The 19,410-nt window shown below is 63.8% G+C and carries 15 protein-coding genes and 1 pseudogene; 10 read left to right on the top strand and 6 right to left on the bottom strand.

The window, feature by feature from the left end:
• Positions 1 to 2 precede the first annotated feature (2 nt).
• The 5 genes from V1290_RS30515 (at position 3) to V1290_RS30495 (ending at position 5,590) form a co-directional block, all read left to right on the top strand.
• Entirely contained in the window at positions 3 to 401 is a 399-nt protein-coding gene (locus V1290_RS30515) for a 5-carboxymethyl-2-hydroxymuconate Delta-isomerase (RefSeq protein WP_334367801.1), read from the top strand.
• Positions 394 to 1,935 (top strand): 5-carboxymethyl-2-hydroxymuconate semialdehyde dehydrogenase, encoded by a 1,542-nt coding sequence (hpaE, locus tag V1290_RS30510; RefSeq protein ID WP_334367800.1) that lies wholly within the window; start codon positions 394 to 396, stop codon positions 1,933 to 1,935. Before V1290_RS30515 ends, hpaE begins: the two co-directional genes overlap by 8 nt.
• Positions 1,936 to 2,065: 130 nt before the next feature.
• The gene (gene hpaD / locus V1290_RS30505; RefSeq protein WP_334367799.1) at positions 2,066 to 3,049 is read left to right on the top strand and encodes a 3,4-dihydroxyphenylacetate 2,3-dioxygenase; all 984 of its coding nucleotides are present in this window, start codon (positions 2,066 to 2,068) and stop codon (positions 3,047 to 3,049) included.
• Between the two features lie 11 nt (positions 3,050 to 3,060).
• Positions 3,061 to 3,930, top strand: coding sequence for a fumarylacetoacetate hydrolase family protein (locus tag V1290_RS30500; RefSeq protein ID WP_334367798.1), 870 nt, complete (start codon positions 3,061 to 3,063; stop codon positions 3,928 to 3,930).
• Positions 3,931 to 3,958: 28 nt separating this feature from the next.
• Entirely contained in the window at positions 3,959 to 5,590 is a 1,632-nt protein-coding gene (locus V1290_RS30495; protein WP_334367797.1) for a thiamine pyrophosphate-dependent enzyme, read from the top strand.
• Here V1290_RS30495 and V1290_RS30490 read toward each other — a convergent pair.
• The 5 genes and pseudogenes from V1290_RS30490 to V1290_RS30470 form a co-directional block, all read right to left on the bottom strand.
• A pseudogene (locus V1290_RS30490) lies at positions 5,587 to 6,818 on the bottom strand (MFS transporter). The gene V1290_RS30495 and the pseudogene V1290_RS30490 sit on opposite strands and share 4 nt — an antisense overlap.
• 79 nt (positions 6,819 to 6,897) lie before the next feature.
• Entirely contained in the window at positions 6,898 to 7,551 is a 654-nt protein-coding gene (gene alkB, locus V1290_RS30485; protein ID WP_334369221.1) for a DNA oxidative demethylase AlkB, read from the bottom strand.
• Between the two features lie 12 nt (positions 7,552 to 7,563).
• Positions 7,564 to 8,307, bottom strand: coding sequence for a 2OG-Fe(II) oxygenase (locus tag V1290_RS30480; RefSeq protein WP_334367796.1), 744 nt, complete (start codon positions 8,305 to 8,307; stop codon positions 7,564 to 7,566).
• Positions 8,308 to 8,498: 191 nt separating this feature from the next.
• Positions 8,499 to 9,185 (bottom strand): DUF2848 domain-containing protein, encoded by a 687-nt coding sequence (locus V1290_RS30475; protein ID WP_334367795.1) that lies wholly within the window; start codon positions 9,183 to 9,185, stop codon positions 8,499 to 8,501.
• On the bottom strand, positions 9,178 to 10,527 hold the full coding sequence (locus V1290_RS30470; RefSeq protein WP_334367794.1) for an amidase: 1,350 nt from the start codon (positions 10,525 to 10,527) through the stop codon (positions 9,178 to 9,180). Before V1290_RS30470 ends, V1290_RS30475 begins: the two co-directional genes overlap by 8 nt.
• A 250-nt stretch (positions 10,528 to 10,777) precedes the next feature.
• Between V1290_RS30470 and V1290_RS30465 the strand changes: the two genes are divergently transcribed.
• The 5 genes from V1290_RS30465 to V1290_RS30445 all read left to right on the top strand — a co-directional run bounded on the left by V1290_RS30465 (position 10,778) and on the right by V1290_RS30445 (position 16,443).
• Complete coding sequence (locus tag V1290_RS30465; RefSeq protein WP_334367793.1) at positions 10,778 to 11,191, top strand: Zn-ribbon domain-containing OB-fold protein; 414 nt, start codon at positions 10,778 to 10,780, stop codon at positions 11,189 to 11,191.
• Between the two features lie 5 nt (positions 11,192 to 11,196).
• Positions 11,197 to 12,336, top strand: a complete 1,140-nt coding sequence (locus tag V1290_RS30460) for a thiolase C-terminal domain-containing protein (RefSeq protein WP_334367792.1) — start codon at positions 11,197 to 11,199, stop codon at positions 12,334 to 12,336.
• A gap of 104 nt (positions 12,337 to 12,440) precedes the next feature.
• Positions 12,441 to 13,355, top strand: a complete 915-nt coding sequence (locus tag V1290_RS30455; RefSeq protein ID WP_213255746.1) for an SDR family oxidoreductase — start codon at positions 12,441 to 12,443, stop codon at positions 13,353 to 13,355.
• Positions 13,356 to 13,876: 521 nt separating this feature from the next.
• The gene (locus tag V1290_RS30450) at positions 13,877 to 14,812 is read left to right on the top strand and encodes an SMP-30/gluconolactonase/LRE family protein (protein ID WP_442895086.1); all 936 of its coding nucleotides are present in this window, start codon (positions 13,877 to 13,879) and stop codon (positions 14,810 to 14,812) included.
• A gap of 386 nt (positions 14,813 to 15,198) precedes the next feature.
• Entirely contained in the window at positions 15,199 to 16,443 is a 1,245-nt protein-coding gene (locus V1290_RS30445; protein WP_334368994.1) for an IS4 family transposase, read from the top strand.
• A 45-nt stretch (positions 16,444 to 16,488) separates the two neighbouring features.
• Here the strand turns inward: V1290_RS30445 and ppc are convergent, their stop codons facing one another.
• The gene (gene ppc, locus V1290_RS30440) at positions 16,489 to 19,281 is read right to left on the bottom strand and encodes a phosphoenolpyruvate carboxylase (protein WP_334367790.1); all 2,793 of its coding nucleotides are present in this window, start codon (positions 19,279 to 19,281) and stop codon (positions 16,489 to 16,491) included.
• Between the last annotated feature and the right edge of the window lie 129 nt (positions 19,282 to 19,410).

The raw sequence follows: 19,410 nt of genomic DNA, 5'->3' as shown, positions 1-19,410 counted from the left end.
ACATGCCGCACTTCACGATTGAATATTCAGCCAATCTCGATGGGCGCGTCGACATGGGCGCGGTGGTGGAACTGGTCCGGAAGGTGGCGGTGGAAACCGGCATCTTCCCGCTCGGGGGTATCCGCGTCCGCGCCATCAAATGCGAGCACTATGCGATCGCCGATGGTCGCCAGGCTTACGGCTTTCTCGACATGGTGTTGCGGCTTGGCGAGGGGCGCGACCTCGCCACCCGCAAAAAGGCCGGCGAACATATTTTCAAGGCGTTGTCGGCCTACCTTGATCCGGTGTTTGCGAGCGAAAAGTTCGCGCTGTCGTTCGACATGCAGATCAACGACAAGGAAACAAGCTGGAAGCGCAACAACATCCACGACGCTGTGAAACTGGTGACCGCCCATGGATAAGCCCACGCCGAAATCAGGCAATGTGTTCCAGGCCAACCGCGACCGCGCAGCCCCCCTGCTCGCCAAATTGAAGAGCGAGGGCATCGGCCACATGATCGACGGCAAGACCGTGCCGTCGGTCTCCGGCCAGACATTTGAGACGAAGTCCCCGGTTGATGGCGCAGTGCTGGCATCGGTCGCGCGCGGCAATGCCGAAGACATCGACCGCGCCGCAACCGCCGCCGCAACGGCCTTCAAATCCTGGCGCGACATGCCCGCCGCCGCGCGGAAGAAGTTGCTGCATCGCGTGGCTGACGCGATCGAGGACCACGCCGATGATATCGCGGTGCTGGAATGCATCGACACCGGCCAGGCCCACCGCTTCATGGCCAAAGCCGCGATCCGGGCGGCGGAGAACTTCCGCTTCTTTGCCGACAAGTGCGGCGAAGCCCGGGACGGCCTCAACATGCCCTCCGAGGAGCACTGGAACATCTCGACCCGAGTGCCGATCGGCCCGGTCGGCGTGATCACGCCGTGGAACACGCCGTTCATGCTGTCGACCTGGAAGATCGCGCCGGCGCTGGCCGCCGGCTGCACCGTCGTGCACAAGCCGGCCGAATGGTCACCGGTTACGGCGGACCTGCTGGCGAAGCTTGCGAAACAGGCCGGCCTGCCGGACGGCGTGCTCAACACGGTCCATGGCATGGGTGAGGAAGCGGGCAGGGCGCTGACCGAACATCCCGCCATCAAGGCGATCGGTTTCGTCGGCGAGAGTTCGACCGGTTCCGCGATCATGGCGCAGGGCGCCCCCACCCTGAAGCGCGTGCATTTTGAACTCGGGGGCAAGAACCCCGTAATCGTGTTCGACGACGCCGATCTCGACCGGGCACTCGATGCGGTGGTCTTCATGATCTACTCGCTCAACGGCGAGCGCTGCACCTCGTCGAGCCGGCTGCTGGTCCAGCAAGGTATCGCCGATGAATTCATCGAAAAGCTGACCGCCCGGGTCAAGGCGCTGAAGGTTGGGCATCCGCTCGACCCCGCCACCGAGATCGGCCCCCTGATCCATGAGCGGCATCTTGCAAAAGTCTGCAGCTATTTTGACATCGCCAGAAAGGACGGCGCCACCATCGCGGTGGGTGGCAGGCCGCACGACGGCCCCGGCGGCGGGCATTACGTGCAGCCGACCCTCGTCACCGGCGCGCACTCAAACATGCGCGTGGCGCAGGAGGAAGTGTTCGGCCCGTTCCTGACCGTGATCCCGTTCAAGGATGAGAAGGACGCCATCGAGATCGCCAACGGCGTGCAATACGGCCTGACCGGCTATGTCTGGACCGGCGATATGGGGCGCGCGCTGCGCGTTGCGGACGCGCTGGAGGCCGGCATGATCTGGCTCAATTCCGAAAACGTCCGCCATCTGCCGACGCCGTTCGGCGGCATGAAAGCTTCAGGCATCGGCCGCGACGGCGGCGACTACTCGTTCGACTTCTATATGGAAACCAAGCACGTCTCGCTCGCCCGCGGGACGCATAAGATTCAGAGACTGGGAGTGTAACAGCCACCGTCGTTCCGGGATGGTCCGAAGGACCAGACCCGGAACCTCGAGATTCTCAGGTGCGCAATCGCGCACCATAGTTCGATACTGCGTATCGCCCCGGAATGACGCCTCAAGCAGGGAAACGCCTATGCCCGTTCCGACACACACATTCACCCCGCCGTTCAACATCATCCGCTGCAGCCATGCCGTGCTCGACGTCACCGACCTCGGCAAGAGCCGCGCATTCTACGAGACCACCGTTGGCCTGCATGTCGAGGACGCCGACGACAAGGCGGTTTATTTGCGCGGCAGCGAGGAGCATCAGCATCACTCGCTGGTACTGCGGAAGGCCCCGGCCGCGGCCTGCAATCGACTCGGCTTCAAGGTCGGCAATGACGGCGACCTCGACAAGGCCGCGACCTTTTTTTCCGAGAACGGCATCCCTTACGCCTTCGCCGATCAGCCGTTCCAGGGCCGCACCCTGCAGTTCAGCGATCCCGCCGGCTTCCAACTCGAGCTCTATGCGTCGATGGACAAGCGCCCGCATCTGCTGCGGCGCTACGATCTCTATAAAGGCTGCCATCCGCAGCGGCTCGATCATTTCAACATCTTCGCGCCCGAGGTTCAGGGCACCATCGACTTCTATGCGCGGCTCGGCTTCCGGCTGACCGAATACGGCGAGGAAGACGGCCCGAACGGGCGGATCGCAGCGGCCTGGATGCACCGCAAGGGCAACGTCCACGACCTCGCCATCACCAACGGCCGCGGTCCTCGCCTGCACCATTTTGCCTATTGGGTGCCGACGGCGATGAACGTCCTGCATCTCTGCGACGTGATGGCTTCAAGCGGATATCTGAAGAACATCGAGCGCGGCCCGGGCCGCCACGGCATCTCGAATGCATTCTTCCTCTATGTCCGGGACCCGGACGACCACCGGCTCGAACTCTACACCAGCGACTACTTCACCGGAGACCACGACCACGAACCGCTGCGCTGGTCGTTAAAGGACCCGCGCCGACAAACGCTGTGGGGCGCACCGGCACCGCGCTCCTGGTTCGAGGAGGGTTCGCCCTTCACGGGGCAAGAGGTTCGCGAGCCGCTCTTCGTCGCCGATGTCACGATTGCGGATTGACGGAACAGAAGATGGCCCCTCTCCGTCTCGCTACCTTCACCGTCAACGGCACCCAGAAATACGGCGCCGTGACCGATGCCGGCATCGTCGATCTCTCCGACCGGTTCGGAACGGAATACCCGACACTGCGCGAGGTCATCGCCGCCGGCGCGCTGATGAAACTCGCCGAAGACGCGGCGCGGCGCGCGCCGGATTACGCGCTCGATGCGGTTAGTTGGCAGCCGCCGATCCCCTCGCCGGAAAAGATCATCTGCATCGGCGTGAACTACCCCGACCGCAACGCCGAATACAAGGACGGCCAGGACGCGCCGAAATATCCGAGCATGTTCATGCGGACACCGCGCTCCTTTGTCGGCCACAACGCGCCGCTGGTCCGCCCGCGCGCCTCGGCGCAACTCGATTACGAGGGCGAACTGGTGCTTGTGATCGGCAAGGCCGGCCGGCACATCAAGGAGAGCGCCGCGCTCGACCACATCGCAGCCGTCACGCTCTGCAACGAAGGCACCATCCGCGATTGGGTGCGGCACGCCAAGTTCAACGTCACCCAGGGCAAGAATTTCGATTCCACCGGCAGCCTCGGCCCGTGGCTCGTGCCCTACGCCGATGAAAGCCAGATTGCGGACATCCGCCTCACCACGAAGGTCAATGGCGAGACCCGGCAGGATGACCGCACCGGCCGGTTGATCTTCGGCTTCCGCTACCTGATCAGCTATCTCTCGACCTTTACCACGCTGGTGCCGGGCGACGTCATCGTGACGGGTACGCCGACCGGCGCCGGCGCGCGGTTCGACCCGCCGCGCTATCTGAAGCCTGGCGACGTCATCGAGGTTGCGGCCGAGGGTATCGGTGTGCTGAAGAATGGCGTGATCGACGAAGCCTGACTAATCCCGCGAGCGAGTGGACTGAACCATGAAATCAACTTCCGGCGGCGAAGCGATCGTCAACGGCCTCGTCGCGCATGGCGTCGACACTGTGTTCGGCCTGCCCGGCGCGCAGATCTATGGCCTGTTCGATGCCTTCCATCAGGCGCAACTGAAAGTGATCGGCGCGCGGCATGAACAAGCCTGCGGCTACATGGCGTTCGGCTACGCACGTTCATCGGGCAAGCCGGGCGTGTTCAGCGTGGTGCCCGGCCCGGGCGTACTCAATGCCAGTGCCGCGCTACTCACTGCGTTCGGCTGCAACGAGCCGGTGCTGTGCCTGACCGGACAGGTGCCGACGGCGTTTCTCGGCAAGGGCCGCGGCCATCTGCACGAGATGCCGGACCAACTCGCAACGCTGCGCACCTTCGTGAAATGGGCCGAGCGGATCGAATACCCAGATGCCGCACCCGCCGCGGTGTCGCGCGCGTTTCAGGAGATGATGTCGGGCCGCCGCGGTCCGGTGTCGCTGGAAATGCCGTGGGACATCTTTACGCAGCGTGCGCAGGTCGGCGCCTCAACCGTGTTCGATCCGTTTCCGGCGCCGCAACCCGATCCCGACCGGATCAAGGCGGCGGCTGCGCTGATCAAGGATGCGAAGCGGCCGATGATCTTCGTCGGCAGCGGCGCGATCCATGCGCACGAGGAGATTCTCGAACTGGCCGAAATGATCGATGCGCCTGTCGTGGCGTTCCGCAGCGGCCGCGGCATCGTCTCCAACGCGCACGAGCTCGGGCTGACCATGGCGGCGGCCTACAAGCTCTGGCCGAACACCGATCTGATGATCGGGATCGGCACGCGCATGGAGTTGCCGGCCTCGGGATTCCGCTGGCCGTACCAGCCGAAGGGACTGAAGTCCGTTCGCATCGATATCGATCCGGCCGAGACGCGCCGACTCACGTCCGATGCCGCCGTGGTCGCGGATGCGAAAGCTGGCACGGCCGATCTCGTGGCTGCTGTGAAGAAGGCTGGCTATAGCAGGACCAGCGGCCGGCGCGCCGAAATCCGCGAAGCTACCGCGGCGGCACATCTGGAGATCCAGAAGGTGCAGCCACAGATGGCGTATCTGAACGTGTTGCGCGAGGTGCTGCCGGCCAAAGCGATCGTTACCGATGAGCTCTCGCAGGTTGGCTTCGCCTCCTGGTACGGCTTTCCGGTCTACGAGCCGCGCACCTTCATCACCTCGGGGTATCAAGGCACGCTCGGCTCCGGCTTCCCCACCGCGCTGGGCGCCAAGGTCGCCAACCCGGACCGCCCGGTGGTCGCGATCACGGGCGATGGCGGCTTCATGTTCGGCGTGCAGGAACTGTCAACCGCCGTGCAATTCAAGATCGGCGTGGTGACGCTGGTGTTCAACAACAACGCCTATGGCAATGTGCGGCGCGATCAGCGCCAGCATTTTGACGGACGCGTGGTGGCGTCGGACCTGGTCAATCCGGACTTCGTGAAGCTGGCGGAATCCTTCGGCGCGGGTGCTGCGCGGGTAACTTCGCCCGATCAGTTCCGGCTCGCGCTGGAGAAGGCGCTGGCCGATGGCGGGCCGTGCGTGATCTCGGTGGAGGTGCCAACGGATTCGGAAGTCTCGCCGTGGACGTTCATTCACCCGGCGAAGAACGCTTAGGCCTGCTTCGCCGCCCCACCGTGTTGCATCCGCGAGGCTGCGATCACCAGCAACCCTGCACCTGCAACCGACCAGCACGCCACGGGCGCCCAGTGCAACAGCGGCGCATATTCCGGCAGCTTTTGCAGGCCGCCGGCCACCGCCGCCATCCGCGCAAAGGTCGCGAGCGCCAGCGCGGAGAAGACCAGCCCCACCACCTTGCCCTCGGCGCCGGTCTCCCCGATCGCCAGCGCCGCCGAAACCGCGGACATCAGCATGCAGCCCCACGCCGCGCCGGCGACGAACTGTGCCGCGATCAGCATGTTGAGATTGCCGGCCATCTCCGCGCCCAGCACGGCGAGCGCGCCGAGCAGGCCGGCCGCCCCCATCACGATCAGCCCGCCGCGATGCTTGACCACGACGCTCGCCGGAAACATCGCGATGTTGAAACCGATCCAGAACACCGGCATCAGCCATGGCAATTCGTCCGGCTTAGCAAAGCGCAGGAAGAACGGCGTGCTGTTGATGGAAAATGCAGTTGATAGCCGAGCGAGAGGATCAGCATCGAAGCGATGAAGAACGTCGGTATCGGGCCAAGCGGTTTTGCAGCCGCAACCGGTTGCTTTGCGGCGCGAGGTGTCTGCGCCAGATCACGCTCGACCCTCGAAAGCGCGAGCGTCGTGAGCAGCAGTACCACGCCCGAGATCACGAAGGGTAGCCGCGGGTCGTGATTGCGCAGCACCAGGCCGAGATAGGGCGATACCGCGCCGGCCAGGCCGTAGCCGAGCATCGTCAGCGCCGACAGAAACGGGATCGCCGGTCGCGCGGCGTATTTTCCGAGCAGCGCCAGCGGCGGCGCGCGCAGGGCCGATGACGTCACGACCCAGATCAGGATCAGGGCGATGAACCAGATCTGCGCGCCCGGCCCCGTACCCGCCACGAACGGCAGCGCGACAAACGCCGTGCAGGAGATTGCGGTCAGGACAGCGATGAACACGCCGAGCTTGCCGACGAAGGGTGCGATCTTGTCGGCGGCAATCCCCATCGCGGTGTCGGTGATGGTGAAGATTGCCTGATCCAGCATCAGGATCAGGATCACGGCTGATGGCGCGATGCCGACATCGGCGCAGAGTTTTGGCAGGTAGATGACGTAAGTGGTCCACCCCAGCGTGAACACAAGCTGCAGCACGGCAAGATAGACGCCGGTGCGATTGGCGGTGGTTTCGGACGTTGCTTCTGTCGTGCTCATGTCGGCCCCCCGGCGGAAAGAGCATAGACGATGAAAACGGCCGATGGAACGTCTCTCCCCTTCTCCCCTTGTGGGAGGATCAGCGCGCCTTGCGGAAAGTGAGATTGATGCGCTGGCGGCCCATCAGGGGATGCTCGCCGTCGGCGAGCGCGGCTACGCCGTGGAAGAACAGCCGCGACGGTCCGCCCCAGACCACGATGTCGCCATGCTCGAGCCGGTAGCGCTTCGGTTTGTCGGCGCGCTTCGGACCGCCGAACAGGAAGATCGCGGACAGACCGAGCGACACCGACACGATCGGCGCGGCGAAATCCTGCTCGTCCTTGTCCTGATGGAGCGACATCCGTGCGCCGGGCGCGTAGCGGTTGATCAGGCAGGCATCGGGCGCGAAGCCGGCAAAGCCAGCCTCGGCGGCCGCCTGCTCCGCAATTACGTGGAAGCTCGGCGGCATCTCCGGCCAAGGCTGCCCGGAATCCGGATCAATGCCGTCATAGCGATAGCCGCTGCGGTCGGTCACCCAACCGGCACTGCCGCAATTGGTCATCGCGACCGACATCTGATGACCGCCGGGCGTAAACATACGGCGGAATGGCGCTCGCGCGATGATCTCGCGCAACGCCGCGACCACTTCGTTTTCGAAGGGCTTCGCATATCCGCGCAGCAATACCGCTCCCTCCGCCATCGCTTCGCGCGATGGGCGCACATCCGGCACGGCCTCGAACAAATCCGCAGTCAACTCAGTCCGCACTCATTTGGCATCGTGAAAGATCACGCCGACGGTATGGCGATGGCCGGAGCGGATCCGGCTGACGCCGTGGCGTAGGTTAACGCGATAGGGCCCACGCATCCCCTGCACCGGCCGATGATGCACAGCAAACGCAACGGCATCGCCCTGCCTCAGCGGCACCACCTCGGGCCGCGACTGCATCCGCGGCCGCTGCTCGGTCAGTACGAACTCGCCGCCTTCGAAATCGCGCCCCGGTTCCGACAGCAGGATCGCGACCTGCAGCGGGAACACGTGCTCGCCATAGAGGTCCTGATGCAGGCAATTGTAGTCGCCTTCGCCATATTGCAGAAGCAGCGGCGTCGGCCGCGTCTGACCGGCGTCGTGGCAGCGTTTCAGGAATGCTGCATGCTTGTCGGGATAGCGGATGTCGATCCCCATCGTTTCGTTCCAGCGATTGGCCACGCCGCAGAGCCGTGTATAGAGCGCGGGCCGCAGTTCCGTGATCAGATCAGGCAATGGATAGTCAAAATATTTGTACTCGCCGCGACCAAAGCCGTGGCGCCCCATAACGATCCGGCTGCGGAAATTCTTGTCGTCGGGATAAAGCGCAGCCAGCGCTGCGCATTCGTCCGGCGACAACAATCCCTTCAGCACAGCGCAGCCCTGCGCGTCGAGATCGGCAGTTGCCTGCGTCCAGTCGATGGCATCGACGCGGGCGGCGATGTCGGGGGCAGGATGGTGGATGTTTCTTGCGGTCGCTTTCATGCTGGCAGTCTCGCAAACAGGCCACAACAGAACCACCCGATTTCTGACGAGTTCCATCCCCGTCATTGCGCGCCACCCGGTCGGCGCAAAGCGCCGCCGGATGACAGGCTCCGCGAAGCAATCCACGCCTCAGCTCGGGGATAGATGGATTGCTTCGCTTCGCTCGCAATGACTGCGGTTAGAGCCCGGCGTCACCCTAACACCGGCAGCGCGATCACGTCATAGCCGTGGCTGATCTTCCGCTTCAGCACGGGATCCTCCAGTTCAAACTCGAAGCGATCAGCCGGGCGGATGCCGCCCTTGGCCGCAAACGTGCCGCCAAACATGGCGCAGCCGTCGGGCAGGCCTTTGCCGCCAAAGCCGCGCTCGATCAGGTCATTCACCGGCAGCATGGCATCCAGCGTACCCTCCTGGTAGAGCACCCGCGCGCCGCCGATGATGGCCCAGGAGCGCAGGATCAGCCGGTCCCAGTGACCGATGACCTCCTCCAGTTCCCACAGCACCGAGGCGACCGGCTTGTCGCACATCTGCTTTGAGACGGTGACACTGTAGCTCTCCACCTTGCGGTCGGTATGGTCGGAGCCGCAGCCGACAAAGATGCGACCCTGCCAGCCGATCAGCACGAACTCGACCTCACCGCTGGAATCTTCGCCGGAGACCTCGATGCGGTCAGCTTGGGTAATCCGCCGCGCCGAGCAGCGGTAGTAGATCGGTGTCGTCGCCGGGCGCGCGATGCCGAGCGCTTCGAGTTCGGCGATGTGCTTGTCGCGTGCGACCGGATCGCGCCCGGTCCAGCCGGCGATGACGGCCTGGTCGATCGCGAGCGTCAGCGGCGTCAGCATACCCTTGTCGTCGACGTTGAAGGTCAGATCAAACACGGATGACATCCTCCATTCCGGCGGCGAGTTGGAAGACGCGGCGATCCGATCCGCCGGCGGCTGCGAGCATCAGCCCGACCGGCACCTCGCCCTCGCGATGCGCGGGCAGCGAGATCGCGCAGCCGTCGAGCATGTTGATCAGGGTGCAATTGCGCAAGGCGCGCAGATTCTGCGTGGCGAAGGCCTGGTCGTCGGCGAGGTCGGCGATCCTGGGCGGCGTATTCGCGGTGGTCGGCAGCACCAGCGCGTCGTACGGCGCGATGCGCTGTTCGGTTCGCGCAATGAACGAGCGGCGCGCCTTGAGGATGTCGATATAGTCCGCCGCGCTGATGCCTTCGCCGCGCAGGATACGGACGCGGACGCGAGGGTCGTAGACGTCGCCTTTGCCGGTGAGCAGGTAGCGGTGCCACGCGTAGCTTTCGGCGGCGGCAAAACCGCCCTTGCTGTTCATGACGCCGACGTCGTGAAATTCCGGCACCTCGATGCGCTCGATCAACGCGCCGTGGCGCGACAGCGTCGCCAGCGCGCGCTCGAAGGTTTTGGCGACCTCCTCGTCGAGGTCGTCGAGCGCGATCGTGGTCGGCACCGCGAGCCGCATGCCCTTGACGGTGCGCGACTGCAGCGGCTGCACGGCTTCATCCGCGAGCACTGCATCCAGCACAGCGCAGCATCCGACCGTGCGCGCCAGCGGCCCGAAGCTGTCGAGCGAGGAGGACAGCGGTACGCCGCCGTCGAGCGGCACGCGCGCCTGCGTCGGCTTGTAACCGACGATGCCGTTATAGGCTGCCGGAATCCGGCAGGAGCCGCCGGTATCGGTGCCGAGCGCGCCATACGCCATGCGGTCGGCGACCGAGACCGCCGCGCCCGAGGACGAGCCGCCGGGCACGTGGCCGATGCTGCGGTTCCAGACGCTCTTCGGCGTGCCGTAATGCGGGTTGATGCCGATGCCGGAATAGGCGAACTCGGTCATGTTGGTGCGGCCGATCACGATGAAGCCGGCCCGGCGCAGCCGCGCCACCACGGGCGCATCGGCGTCTGCCGGCGCAGAATCTTCCAGCGCGCGAGAGCCGGCGCGGGTCACCTGCCCCTTGATGTCGTAGAGATCCTTGATCGAGACGGGAATGCCGGCATAGGGCGATGGCGCGGCGCGCGCTTTGCGCAGATGATCCATCGCGTCGGCTGCTGCGATCGCGGCGTCCTTGTCAACGTGGATAAAGGCGCGCGCGCCCTCGCCGGCGGGATCGGCAATTTTGGCGAGACATTCCTCGACCAGTTTGCGCGCGGTGGTGCGTCCGGAGTCGAGGTCGGCGGCGAGGCTGGCGAGCGTCGGATGGTTCGGCATGGCTTTCTTGTTCGCTTCCTTTGGCGTCACTTGTGTCTGAAGCGAGCCTGATGACGAAAAATGCAGTCGGCAATTTGCCGTGGGGCGGACTATCTCCGATGATACGCTGGCATACAAGCGCCCTCACGCGCAGGAATGCGGCCATGCAATCGCCGTCGTCGCTGAGCCGTTGACGGGCAACAGCCAAATGTCGCATCAAGATCGCAACAAGCGGGCAAACGCCCGACTTCCCCGAGGAGAAACTGCCGACATGGCCGAGCCCGCCCGCGCCAAACCAAAACCAACCCCGGAGACCCAGCATTTCTGGGACGGCACGCAGGCTGGCGAGTTACGCCTGCAGCGCTGCGACGCCTGCGCCAAAGTCTATTTCCCGCCGCGGCCGTTCTGTCCCTCCTGCGCCTCGCGCAAGGTGAGTGTGTTCAAGGCCAGCGGCAAGGGCAAGCTCTACAGCTATGTCATCAACCACCGTCCGGCCGCGCCCGGCTTTACCCCGCCTTATGCGATCGCGGTCGTCGAACTCGACGAAGGCCCGCGCATGATGAGCAACATCATCGATTGCCCGCAGACGCCGGAGGCGCTGGAGCTCGACATGAAGCTCGAGGTCGCGTTCGAGAAGCTCGACGACAAGATCACCCTTCCCATGTTCCGTCCGGCGAAGGCTTAAGCTCCATGCGCAGGAATCAAGTTGCCGTCGTCGGTGCTGCCGAGACCACCGAACTCGGCGTCATCCCGAACATGTCGCAGATCCAGCTCCACGCGGATGCGGCGCTCAATGCTATCGCCGATGCCGGGCTAAAGCTGTCCGACATCGATGGTATCGCGACCGCCGTGGAAACTCCGCAGCAGATCGCCCATTACCTCGGCATCACGCCGACCTGGGTGGACGGCACTTCCGTCGGCGGCTGCTCGTTCATGCTACACGTCCGCCATGCGGCGGCGGCGATCGAGGCCGGCCTGTGCAAGACCGTGCTGATCACCCACGCCGAGAGCGGAAAATCGATGATCGGCAAATTGCCGCGCTCGATCCCCGCCGACAGCCTGCAGGGCCAGTTCGAGGCGCCGTTCGGCGTCTACGGACCGCCCAGCATGTTCCCGATTCCGGTGCTGCGCTACATGAAGACTTACGGCATCACCCATGAGCAGATCGCCATGGTCGCCGTCGTGCAGCGCGAGTGGGCCGCGAAAAACCCGCGCGCGACGATGAAGGACCCGATCACGGTTGCGGACGTGCTGAACTCGCGGATGATCGCCTACCCGTTCCGTCTGCTGCAATGCTGCCTCGTTACCGACGGCGGCGGCGCGCTGATCTTGACCTCGGCCGACCGCGCCAAGGACTTTCCGAGAAAGCCGGTCTATATCCTCGGCACCGGCGAGAGCGTGGAAACGCCGATGGTCAGCCAGATGGAGACGTTCAACTCCTCGCGCGCCTTCAAAGTCGCAGGCCCCACCGCCTTCAAGGAGGCCGGCATCACCCACAAGGACGTCGATCATTTGATGATCTACGATGCCTTCGCGCATCTGCCGCTCTACGGCCTCGGCGATCTCGGCTTCATGCCGCACGAAGAGACCGGCAAGTTCATCGCCGACGGCAACACTCGCCCCGGCGGCAAGCTGCCGCTCAACACCAATGGCGGCGGATTGAGCTACATGCATTCCGGCATGTACGGCATGTACGCGCTGCAGGAGAGCGTGCGGCAAATGCGCGGCATTGCGCCGGCACAGGTCAAGGACGCGAAGATCTCGGTCTGCCACGGCGTCGGCGGCATGTTCGCGGCAAGTGGCACGATCATCTTTACGAACGAGAAGTAACACCCTGTCATTCCGGGGCGCGCGAAGCGCGAACCCGGAATCTCGAGATTCCGGGTCTGGTGGTTCGCACCATCCCGGATGACGGGGACAACCGGAGCAACACAATGACAAAATCACTGCAAGACAAAGTCATCATCGTCACCGGCGCCGGCCGCGGCATCGGCCGCGAGATCGCGCTGCTCTGCGCCGCGGAAGGCGCAAAAGTCGTCGTCAACGATCCCGGCGTCGCTGCCGACGGCGCCGGATCGAACGCGGCGCCCGCCGAGGAGGTGGTCGAGGAGATCAAGAAGCGCGGGGGCACCGCCGTCGCCAATTTCGAGTCGGTGGCGGAAGCGATCCCCGCGAGCAAGATCGTCAAGACGGCGACCGATCATTTCGGCCGGCTCGACGGCGTCGTCAACAATGCCGGCATCTTGCGCGACATGATCTTCCACAAAATGAGCGTCGAAGCCTTCGAGGCCGTCATCAAGGTGCACCTGATGGGCTCGTTCTATGTCAGCCACGCCGCAGCGCGGCTGTACCGCGAACAGGAGAGCGGCTCCTTCGTGCACTTCACCTCGACCTCGGGCCTGATCGGCAATTTCGGCCAGGCCAACTACGCCGCCGCAAAGCTCGGCATCGTCGGCCTGTCGAAGTCGATCGCACTCGACATGGGCCGCTTCAACGTCCGCTCGAATTGCGTCTCGCCGTTCGCCTGGACTCGCATGATCGGCACCATCCCGACCGAGACCGAGGCCGAGAAGGCGCGCGTAGCGAAGATCCAGCAGATGGGTCCGGAGAAGATCGCGCCGCTATGCGCGTATTTGCTCTCTGATGCCGCCAAGGACGTCACCGGACAGATCTTCGGCGTCCGCATGAACGAGATTTTCCTGTTCAGCCAGAATCGTCCGCTGCGCTCGGTGCAGCGGAGCGAAGGCTGGACGCCGCAGACTATTGCCGAGCACGGCATGCCGGCGCTCGCGGGATCGTTCTACAAGCTCGATCGCTCCGCAGACATCTTCACGTGGGATCCTATCTGAGGAAGACTCTCCACACAGTCGCCCCTGCGAACGCAGGGACCCATACCGCGTGATCTATCGAGGAAGCGCGGTAGCAGACACCTTATCACACAACGAAAGCCGGTGGTTATGGGCCCCTGCTTTCGCAGGGGCGACAAGTTGAGGGGCTCTCGCCTCTATTCCGTCGTCCCTGCGAACGCAGGGAGACGACTCCTCCTCCATGTCCAATTATTTCACCACAGCCCGCCCGCTTTATGCCGGAATGCAGGCTGATGTTTTTCCTCCCAAACAAAAATACACGGGAGGAAATCATGACAACCTCGCTGACCTTTTCCGATTCCCAGCAACAAGGCGGCGGTTTTGACCGTCGCAAGATACTGACCGGCGCGGCAGCACTCGCCGCCTCGGCCGTAACGATGAAGACGGCCTCCGCGGCCTCCGTCGCGCCGCTCGGCCAGACCGCCGCGCCAACCACGGCAACGCCGCCCCTGCCGCTCGGCCCGCTTCCCGGCGCCCGCTATCCGGACTCTCGCCTGGAGTCGATGAAAAAGCCGAAGGTTTCGTTCGGACCGACCGGTTTCCCGGCCTTCGCCGGCACGATGGCGGTGGAGCGCGTCGCGACCGGATTCCGCTGGGCCGAAGGTCCGGTCTACTTCGCAGCCGGGCGTTACGTTCTGTTCTCCGATATTCCCAACAACCGCATCATGCGCTTCTCGGAGGATGACGGTCATCTCAGCGTGTATCGCCAGCCCTCGATGAACTCGAACGGCAACACCATCGATCGCGAGGGACGCCTGATCACCTGCGAACATTCCGGCCGCCGGGTCACCCGGACCGAACTCGACGGCTCGATCACCATCATCGCCGACAAATACAACGGCAAGAAACTGAACTCGCCGAACGACGCGGTCGTCGCGGCCGACGGTTCGATCTGGTTCTGCGATCCAGCCTACGGAATCGGCGGCTATTACGAGGGCATCAAGGCGGAGCCCGAGCAGGAAAAGAAAAATGTCTACCGGGTGGATCCGAAATCCGGCGACATCAAGATGGTGGTCGATGACTTCGTGCAGCCGAACGGCCTTTGCTTCTCACCTGACGAGAAGAAGCTCTATATCTGCGATACCGGCTTCACCGACGGACCGGATAACCCGTCGCATATCCGCGTGTTCGACGTGGATCTCGCGGCCGGAAAGCTTTCGAACAGCAAGGTCTTTGCGGACATGCCCAAGCCCAGCATTACCGACGGGCTGCGCTGCGATACCGCCGGGCGCCTGTGGTGCTCCGTGGGTTGGGGCGATCCGAACGAGGACGGCGTGCGTTGCTATACCGCTGACGGCGATCTGCTCGGCAAGATCCACATTCCCGAAACCGTCGCCAATTTGTGCTTCGGCGGTCAGCAGCGCAATAGGCTCTACATCTGCGGCTCATCATCGCTCTATGCGGTCTACACAAGTGCGCAGGGCGCGTTGAAACCGTGAACGCAAAGGGCGCTGATTGTTAGGTGCGATCTCCCACCACGAGTCGTCCCCGCGCACGCGGGGACCCATAACCACAGGGTTCTGTAGCTGAAGGATGATGTCTCCCATCCTCCCCCTACTGATAGATCACGCGGTATGGGTCCCTGCGTTCGCACTAGGGCATCTACACGTCTTGGGGACGCGACAGATTGACTCGGGGCGGCATGATGTGCGTTCGCCGCAGCGTTTTGTATGATTCTCTCTCTGGCGCTTTGATTCGAAGGAGCGCCAGAGATGCAGCAGGAACCGGATTTGTCCCTGGGTAAGTTTGGAGACGTTCGCCTCGATAAAAGGGGGCGGCGCTTCTCCGGGCTATGCTTTGCACGCGCAGTGTCTGTTTGCGCCAGATGGCGCAGGGCAACTGGGCCGCGAACATGGCGTTCTGGCGGTTTGTGAACAATCCGCAAGTCACGATCGACAAGCTGATTGAAGGCTGGAGCCTGCAGACGTCGATGGCGGTCAGCGGGCGTCATGTGCTGTCGATCCAGGACACCAGCGAGATCAACTTCCACACTCGTCCGGGACATCGGCGCGACTTGGGCAAGGTCGGCAAAGGCAATGCTCGCGGCGTGCTGCTGCATGCCATGATGGCGGTCGATGCCGATAGCGGGGTCTGTCTCGGGCTCACCGGCGGTGAGGTGTGGACGCGCAAGCGCAAGGCCAGGATCGCTCACGAGAAGCGCGCCTTGGCCGACAAGGAATCGGCGCGCTGGGTGACGACGGCTAAGCAAGGCTGCGAGGTTCTGGTCGCTGCTCGTATGATCACCGTCGTCAACGACCGCGAGGGGGATTTCTTTGCTCACTGGTCGCTGACACCCGCTGACAATGTCCACCTCCTGTCGCGCGCCATGCACGACCATGCGCTGGTCGATGGCGGCACGCTTTATCAGGCGGTCGCGCGGGCCCGCTTCTGCGACAAGGCGGTGATCGATCTACCAAAGCGAATGGATCGCCACGGTCGCCAGGCCCACCTCTCCATGCGCCTGGGAACCGTTGTGCTCAAACGACCGCAGCGCCCCGGCGTGAAAGACCTGCCACAGGGCGTCAAAGTCAGCTTCGTGGAGGTCGTCGAGTTGCACCCCCCGAAGAGCGCCAAGCCCATTCATTGGTTGCTCCTGACCACTCATCCGGTCGTCACCGCCGCCGATGCCTGGCGGATCGTCTCCTGGTACAAGCAGCGCTGGATCATCGAACAGCTCTTTCGCTCGCTGAAGAGCCAGGGTCTGCGCATCGAGGATAGTCAGCTCGACAGCGCTGAAGGCCTGATCAAACTCGTGGCGATCGCCACCAGAGTAGCATGTATCGTCATCCAGCTCGTTCAAGCCCGCAATGGCGGCGAACAATTGCAGGTCGAATTTGTGTTCACGCCGGACGAGATCGAAGCGCTCAAGGCCATCAACAAAACCCTGAAAGGCCGCACCGAGCTCCAGAAGAACCACCATCGCCCCAACACTGTCGCCTGGGCGGCATGGATCATCGCAAAGCTCGGCGGATGGACCGGTTACGCCTCTCATCGCCCACCTGGACCAATCACCTTCCACATGGGAATGGCTCGCTTCCAACTCCTCGTATATGGCCCGGCAAGCGTGTAGATGCCCTAGTGCGTTCGCAGGGACGACGGCCGAAGTTTGCTCACCTCACCCGCTATTCCTCAACCCCGCAGAAATCCCGTTGATCGTAAGCTGAATCCCGCGCAGCACCTGCTCGTCCGGACTATGCGAGCGATGCTCCTTCAACAGTTCGACCTGCACGTGGTTGAGCGGATCGAGGTAGGGGAAGCGATTGCGGATTGAGCGTTCCAGCAGCGGGTTGCCCTGCAAGAGGCGCTCATGGCCCATGATGTCGAGCAAGGTCTCGATCGAGGCATGCCACTCGCGCCGGATGCGCCCGAAGATGCTTTCGCGCAAGGCCACGTCCGGCACCAACTCGGCATAGCGCGAGGCGATCGCAATCGAGCTCTTGGCCAGCACCATGTCCATGTTCGACAGCAGCGTGCGGAAGAATGGCCATTCGCGGTAGAGCTCCTGCAGGAAGGCCATGCCCTGCTCCGGGTGCTCCGCGATCCAGGTCTCGACCGCGGAGCCAAAGCCGTACCAGCCCGGCAGCATCAACCGGCACTGCGCCCAACTGAACACCCAGGGGATGGCGCGAAGGTCCTCGATTTCGCGGGTTTTCTTGCGCGACGCCGGGCGGCTGCCGATGTTGAGCGTCGAGATTTCGGTGATGACGGTGGAGCCCCAGAAATAATCGGCAAAGCCTTCGGTCTCATAGACCAGCCCGCGATAGGCCTTGAATGCCAGCGCCGACAATTGCTCCATTGCCGTGAGATACTCTTTCCGCGGCGCGCTCTGCCTGGGATGCAGCAGGCTCGCCTCCAGCGTCGCCGCGGCCAAGATTTCCAGATTGTTGCGACCGACTTCCGGATTGGAATATTTGCTGGAGATGATTTCACCCTGCTCGGTGATGCGGATCTGCCCGTTCACCGCGCCGCCGGGCTGCGCGATGATGGCGTCATAGCTCGGCCCGCCGCCGCGGCCGACTGATCCGCCACGGCCGTGGAACAGCCGCAAGCGCACGCCATGACGCTCGAACACGTCGACCAGTTCGATTTCGGCCTTATACAGCTCCCAGCCCGACGTGACGAAACCGCCGTCCTTGTTGCTGTCGGAATAGCCGAGCATCACTTCCTGGATGCCGCCGCGGCTGTCGACCAGCCGGCGGTAATCGTGCTGCGCCAGCATCCGATCCATGATGCCGGATGAAGCCTGCAGATCCTCGATGGTTTCGAACAGCGGCACGATGTTGATGGCGCTGCGGCCGGAAGGATTGACGAGGCCGACCTCCTTCAACAGTACCGCCACCTCCAGCATATCCGACATGCCCTTGCACATGGAGATGATGCATTGGTGGATCACGTCGGGGCCGAAGCGCGCATGGGCCTCGGCGGCGGCACGGAACATGGCGAGTTCGCCGCGTGTTTCTTCGCTGTACTTGACGAACACCGAGCTCAGCGGCCTTGCACTGCGCAGCTCGCGCAGCAGCAGATGGACGCGGGCCTCCTCATTCAGTGCCAGATAGGACATGCCGGGAATCGCGGCATCGAACAGTTCCGCGACCGTGCGCTCGTGCACCGCGGAATTCTGCCTGATGTCGAGCCGGGCCAGATGAAAGCCGAAGCAATCCACGGCACGACGCAGCAAGCGCAACCGACCGCGCGCGATCACGCCCGAATTGTTCGCAATCAAAGAACGATTCAGAACGTCGAGATCGGCCTTGAACTCCTTCACGCTCGCATAAGGCGCGGCCTCGCCGACCGGACGACGCGTCGTCTCAACCTCGAGCTTTGCAGCGGTCGCGGTCAGCCTTGCATAGATGCCGGATACCGCGAGCCGATAGGGTTCACCGCTCCGGTGCGGCGAAGTATCCGGCGACCGCTCGGCCAGCGCGCGCAATTCGTCGGAGACGTCGGCGAGGTGCGCGGCCAGCGACAATTCGGAGCCGAGGACATGCAACTCTTCCAGATAGAAGTTCATCACCCGGCTCGATTGCAGGCGCAGCGTGCCGCGCATGACGTCGGCAGTGACAAAGGGGTTGCCGTCGCGATCGCCGCCGATCCAGCTTCCCACGGTCAGGAACGACGCCAGCTCGCCGGGCGCGCCGTCCTCCTCCCGGTTCAGCCGGTCCTCCAGCGCACAATGCAGCCGCGGCACCTCATGCAGGAAGGTGTAGTCGTAGAACGACAGGCCGTTGGCGACTTCGTCGAGCACGGTCAGCTTGGTCCGGCGCAGCAGGTTGGTCTGCCACAGCGTCAGTACGGCGCGGCGCAACTGCTCGTCGCAGGCCTCGGCCTCCTCCGGCGTAAGCTGGACGCGCTCGCGCCGGTCGAGCAGCGCGGCGATCTCCATCTCGCGGTCGAACGTGCTCTTGCGACGGACTTCCGTGGGATGTGCCGTCAGGACCGGGCTGACCTGGGCCCCCTCGAAGAAGCGGCGCAGCTCGGCCGCGCTGATCCCGGCGGTCTTTGCGTGAGCGAGCGTCTGGGTCAGCGCGCTCGGTCGCGGCCCGCCGGGACCGCGGCCACGCATCTGGCGGATGTTGTTCTGGTCCTCGGCGATGTTGGCGAGATGAGAAAAATAGCTGAAGGCGCGGACGATCCGCACGGTATCGCTGATCGACATGCTGTCGAGGATGGTCTCGAGTTCCCGCCGCGCCAGCTTGTCCTCGTCCCGGTGGAACCGGATCGAGGTTTGCCGGATACGTTCGACCAGATCGAAGACGTCAGCGCCTTCCTGGTCGCGGACGGTATCACCGAGAATCCGCCCGAGCAGGCGAATGTCGGTCCGCAGCCGCGCATCCTCCTCCAACGCCAGCGCCTCGTCGCTGCGGTTGGACCGGACTTCGATCTCGGAAGGCATGGTCTGGGAAGACATTGGCTGGCCACCTCAAACTGCCCGGCTCTTCCGAGTGTGCAATTTTTTTGCCGCGGTGCAAGATAAAGATGGAGGCGGTGCACACCGGGGTATCCCGGACGCAGTGGAGCCCCCTTCGCGCTGGCACGG

This window comes from Bradyrhizobium sp. AZCC 1578, assembly GCF_036924675.1.
Lineage (GTDB): Bacteria > Pseudomonadota > Alphaproteobacteria > Rhizobiales > Xanthobacteraceae > Bradyrhizobium.
This window is presented reverse-complemented; position numbering and strand designations above follow the sequence as displayed.

Excerpts from the sequence above, each read along its gene's own strand:
- V1290_RS30515 (WP_334367801.1), top strand. The coding sequence starts at position 3 with ATGCCGCACTTCACGATTGAATATTCAGCCAATCTCGATGGGCGCGTC.
- hpaE (WP_334367800.1), top strand. The coding sequence starts at position 394 with ATGGATAAGCCCACGCCGAAATCAGGCAATGTGTTCCAGGCCAACCGC.
- hpaD (WP_334367799.1), top strand. The coding sequence starts at position 2,066 with ATGCCCGTTCCGACACACACATTCACCCCGCCGTTCAACATCATCCGC.
- V1290_RS30500 (WP_334367798.1), top strand. The coding sequence starts at position 3,061 with ATGGCCCCTCTCCGTCTCGCTACCTTCACCGTCAACGGCACCCAGAAA.
- V1290_RS30495 (WP_334367797.1), top strand. The coding sequence starts at position 3,959 with ATGAAATCAACTTCCGGCGGCGAAGCGATCGTCAACGGCCTCGTCGCG.
- V1290_RS30480 (WP_334367796.1), bottom strand. The coding sequence starts at position 8,307 with ATGAAAGCGACCGCAAGAAACATCCACCATCCTGCCCCCGACATCGCC.
- V1290_RS30470 (WP_334367794.1), bottom strand. The coding sequence starts at position 10,527 with ATGCCGAACCATCCGACGCTCGCCAGCCTCGCCGCCGACCTCGACTCC.
- V1290_RS30465 (WP_334367793.1), top strand. The coding sequence starts at position 10,778 with ATGGCCGAGCCCGCCCGCGCCAAACCAAAACCAACCCCGGAGACCCAG.
- V1290_RS30460 (WP_334367792.1), top strand. The coding sequence starts at position 11,197 with ATGCGCAGGAATCAAGTTGCCGTCGTCGGTGCTGCCGAGACCACCGAA.
- V1290_RS30455 (WP_213255746.1), top strand. The coding sequence starts at position 12,441 with ATGACAAAATCACTGCAAGACAAAGTCATCATCGTCACCGGCGCCGGC.
- V1290_RS30450 (WP_442895086.1), top strand. The coding sequence starts at position 13,877 with ATGAAAAAGCCGAAGGTTTCGTTCGGACCGACCGGTTTCCCGGCCTTC.
- V1290_RS30445 (WP_334368994.1), top strand. The coding sequence starts at position 15,199 with ATGGCGCAGGGCAACTGGGCCGCGAACATGGCGTTCTGGCGGTTTGTG.
- ppc (WP_334367790.1), bottom strand. The coding sequence starts at position 19,281 with ATGTCTTCCCAGACCATGCCTTCCGAGATCGAAGTCCGGTCCAACCGC.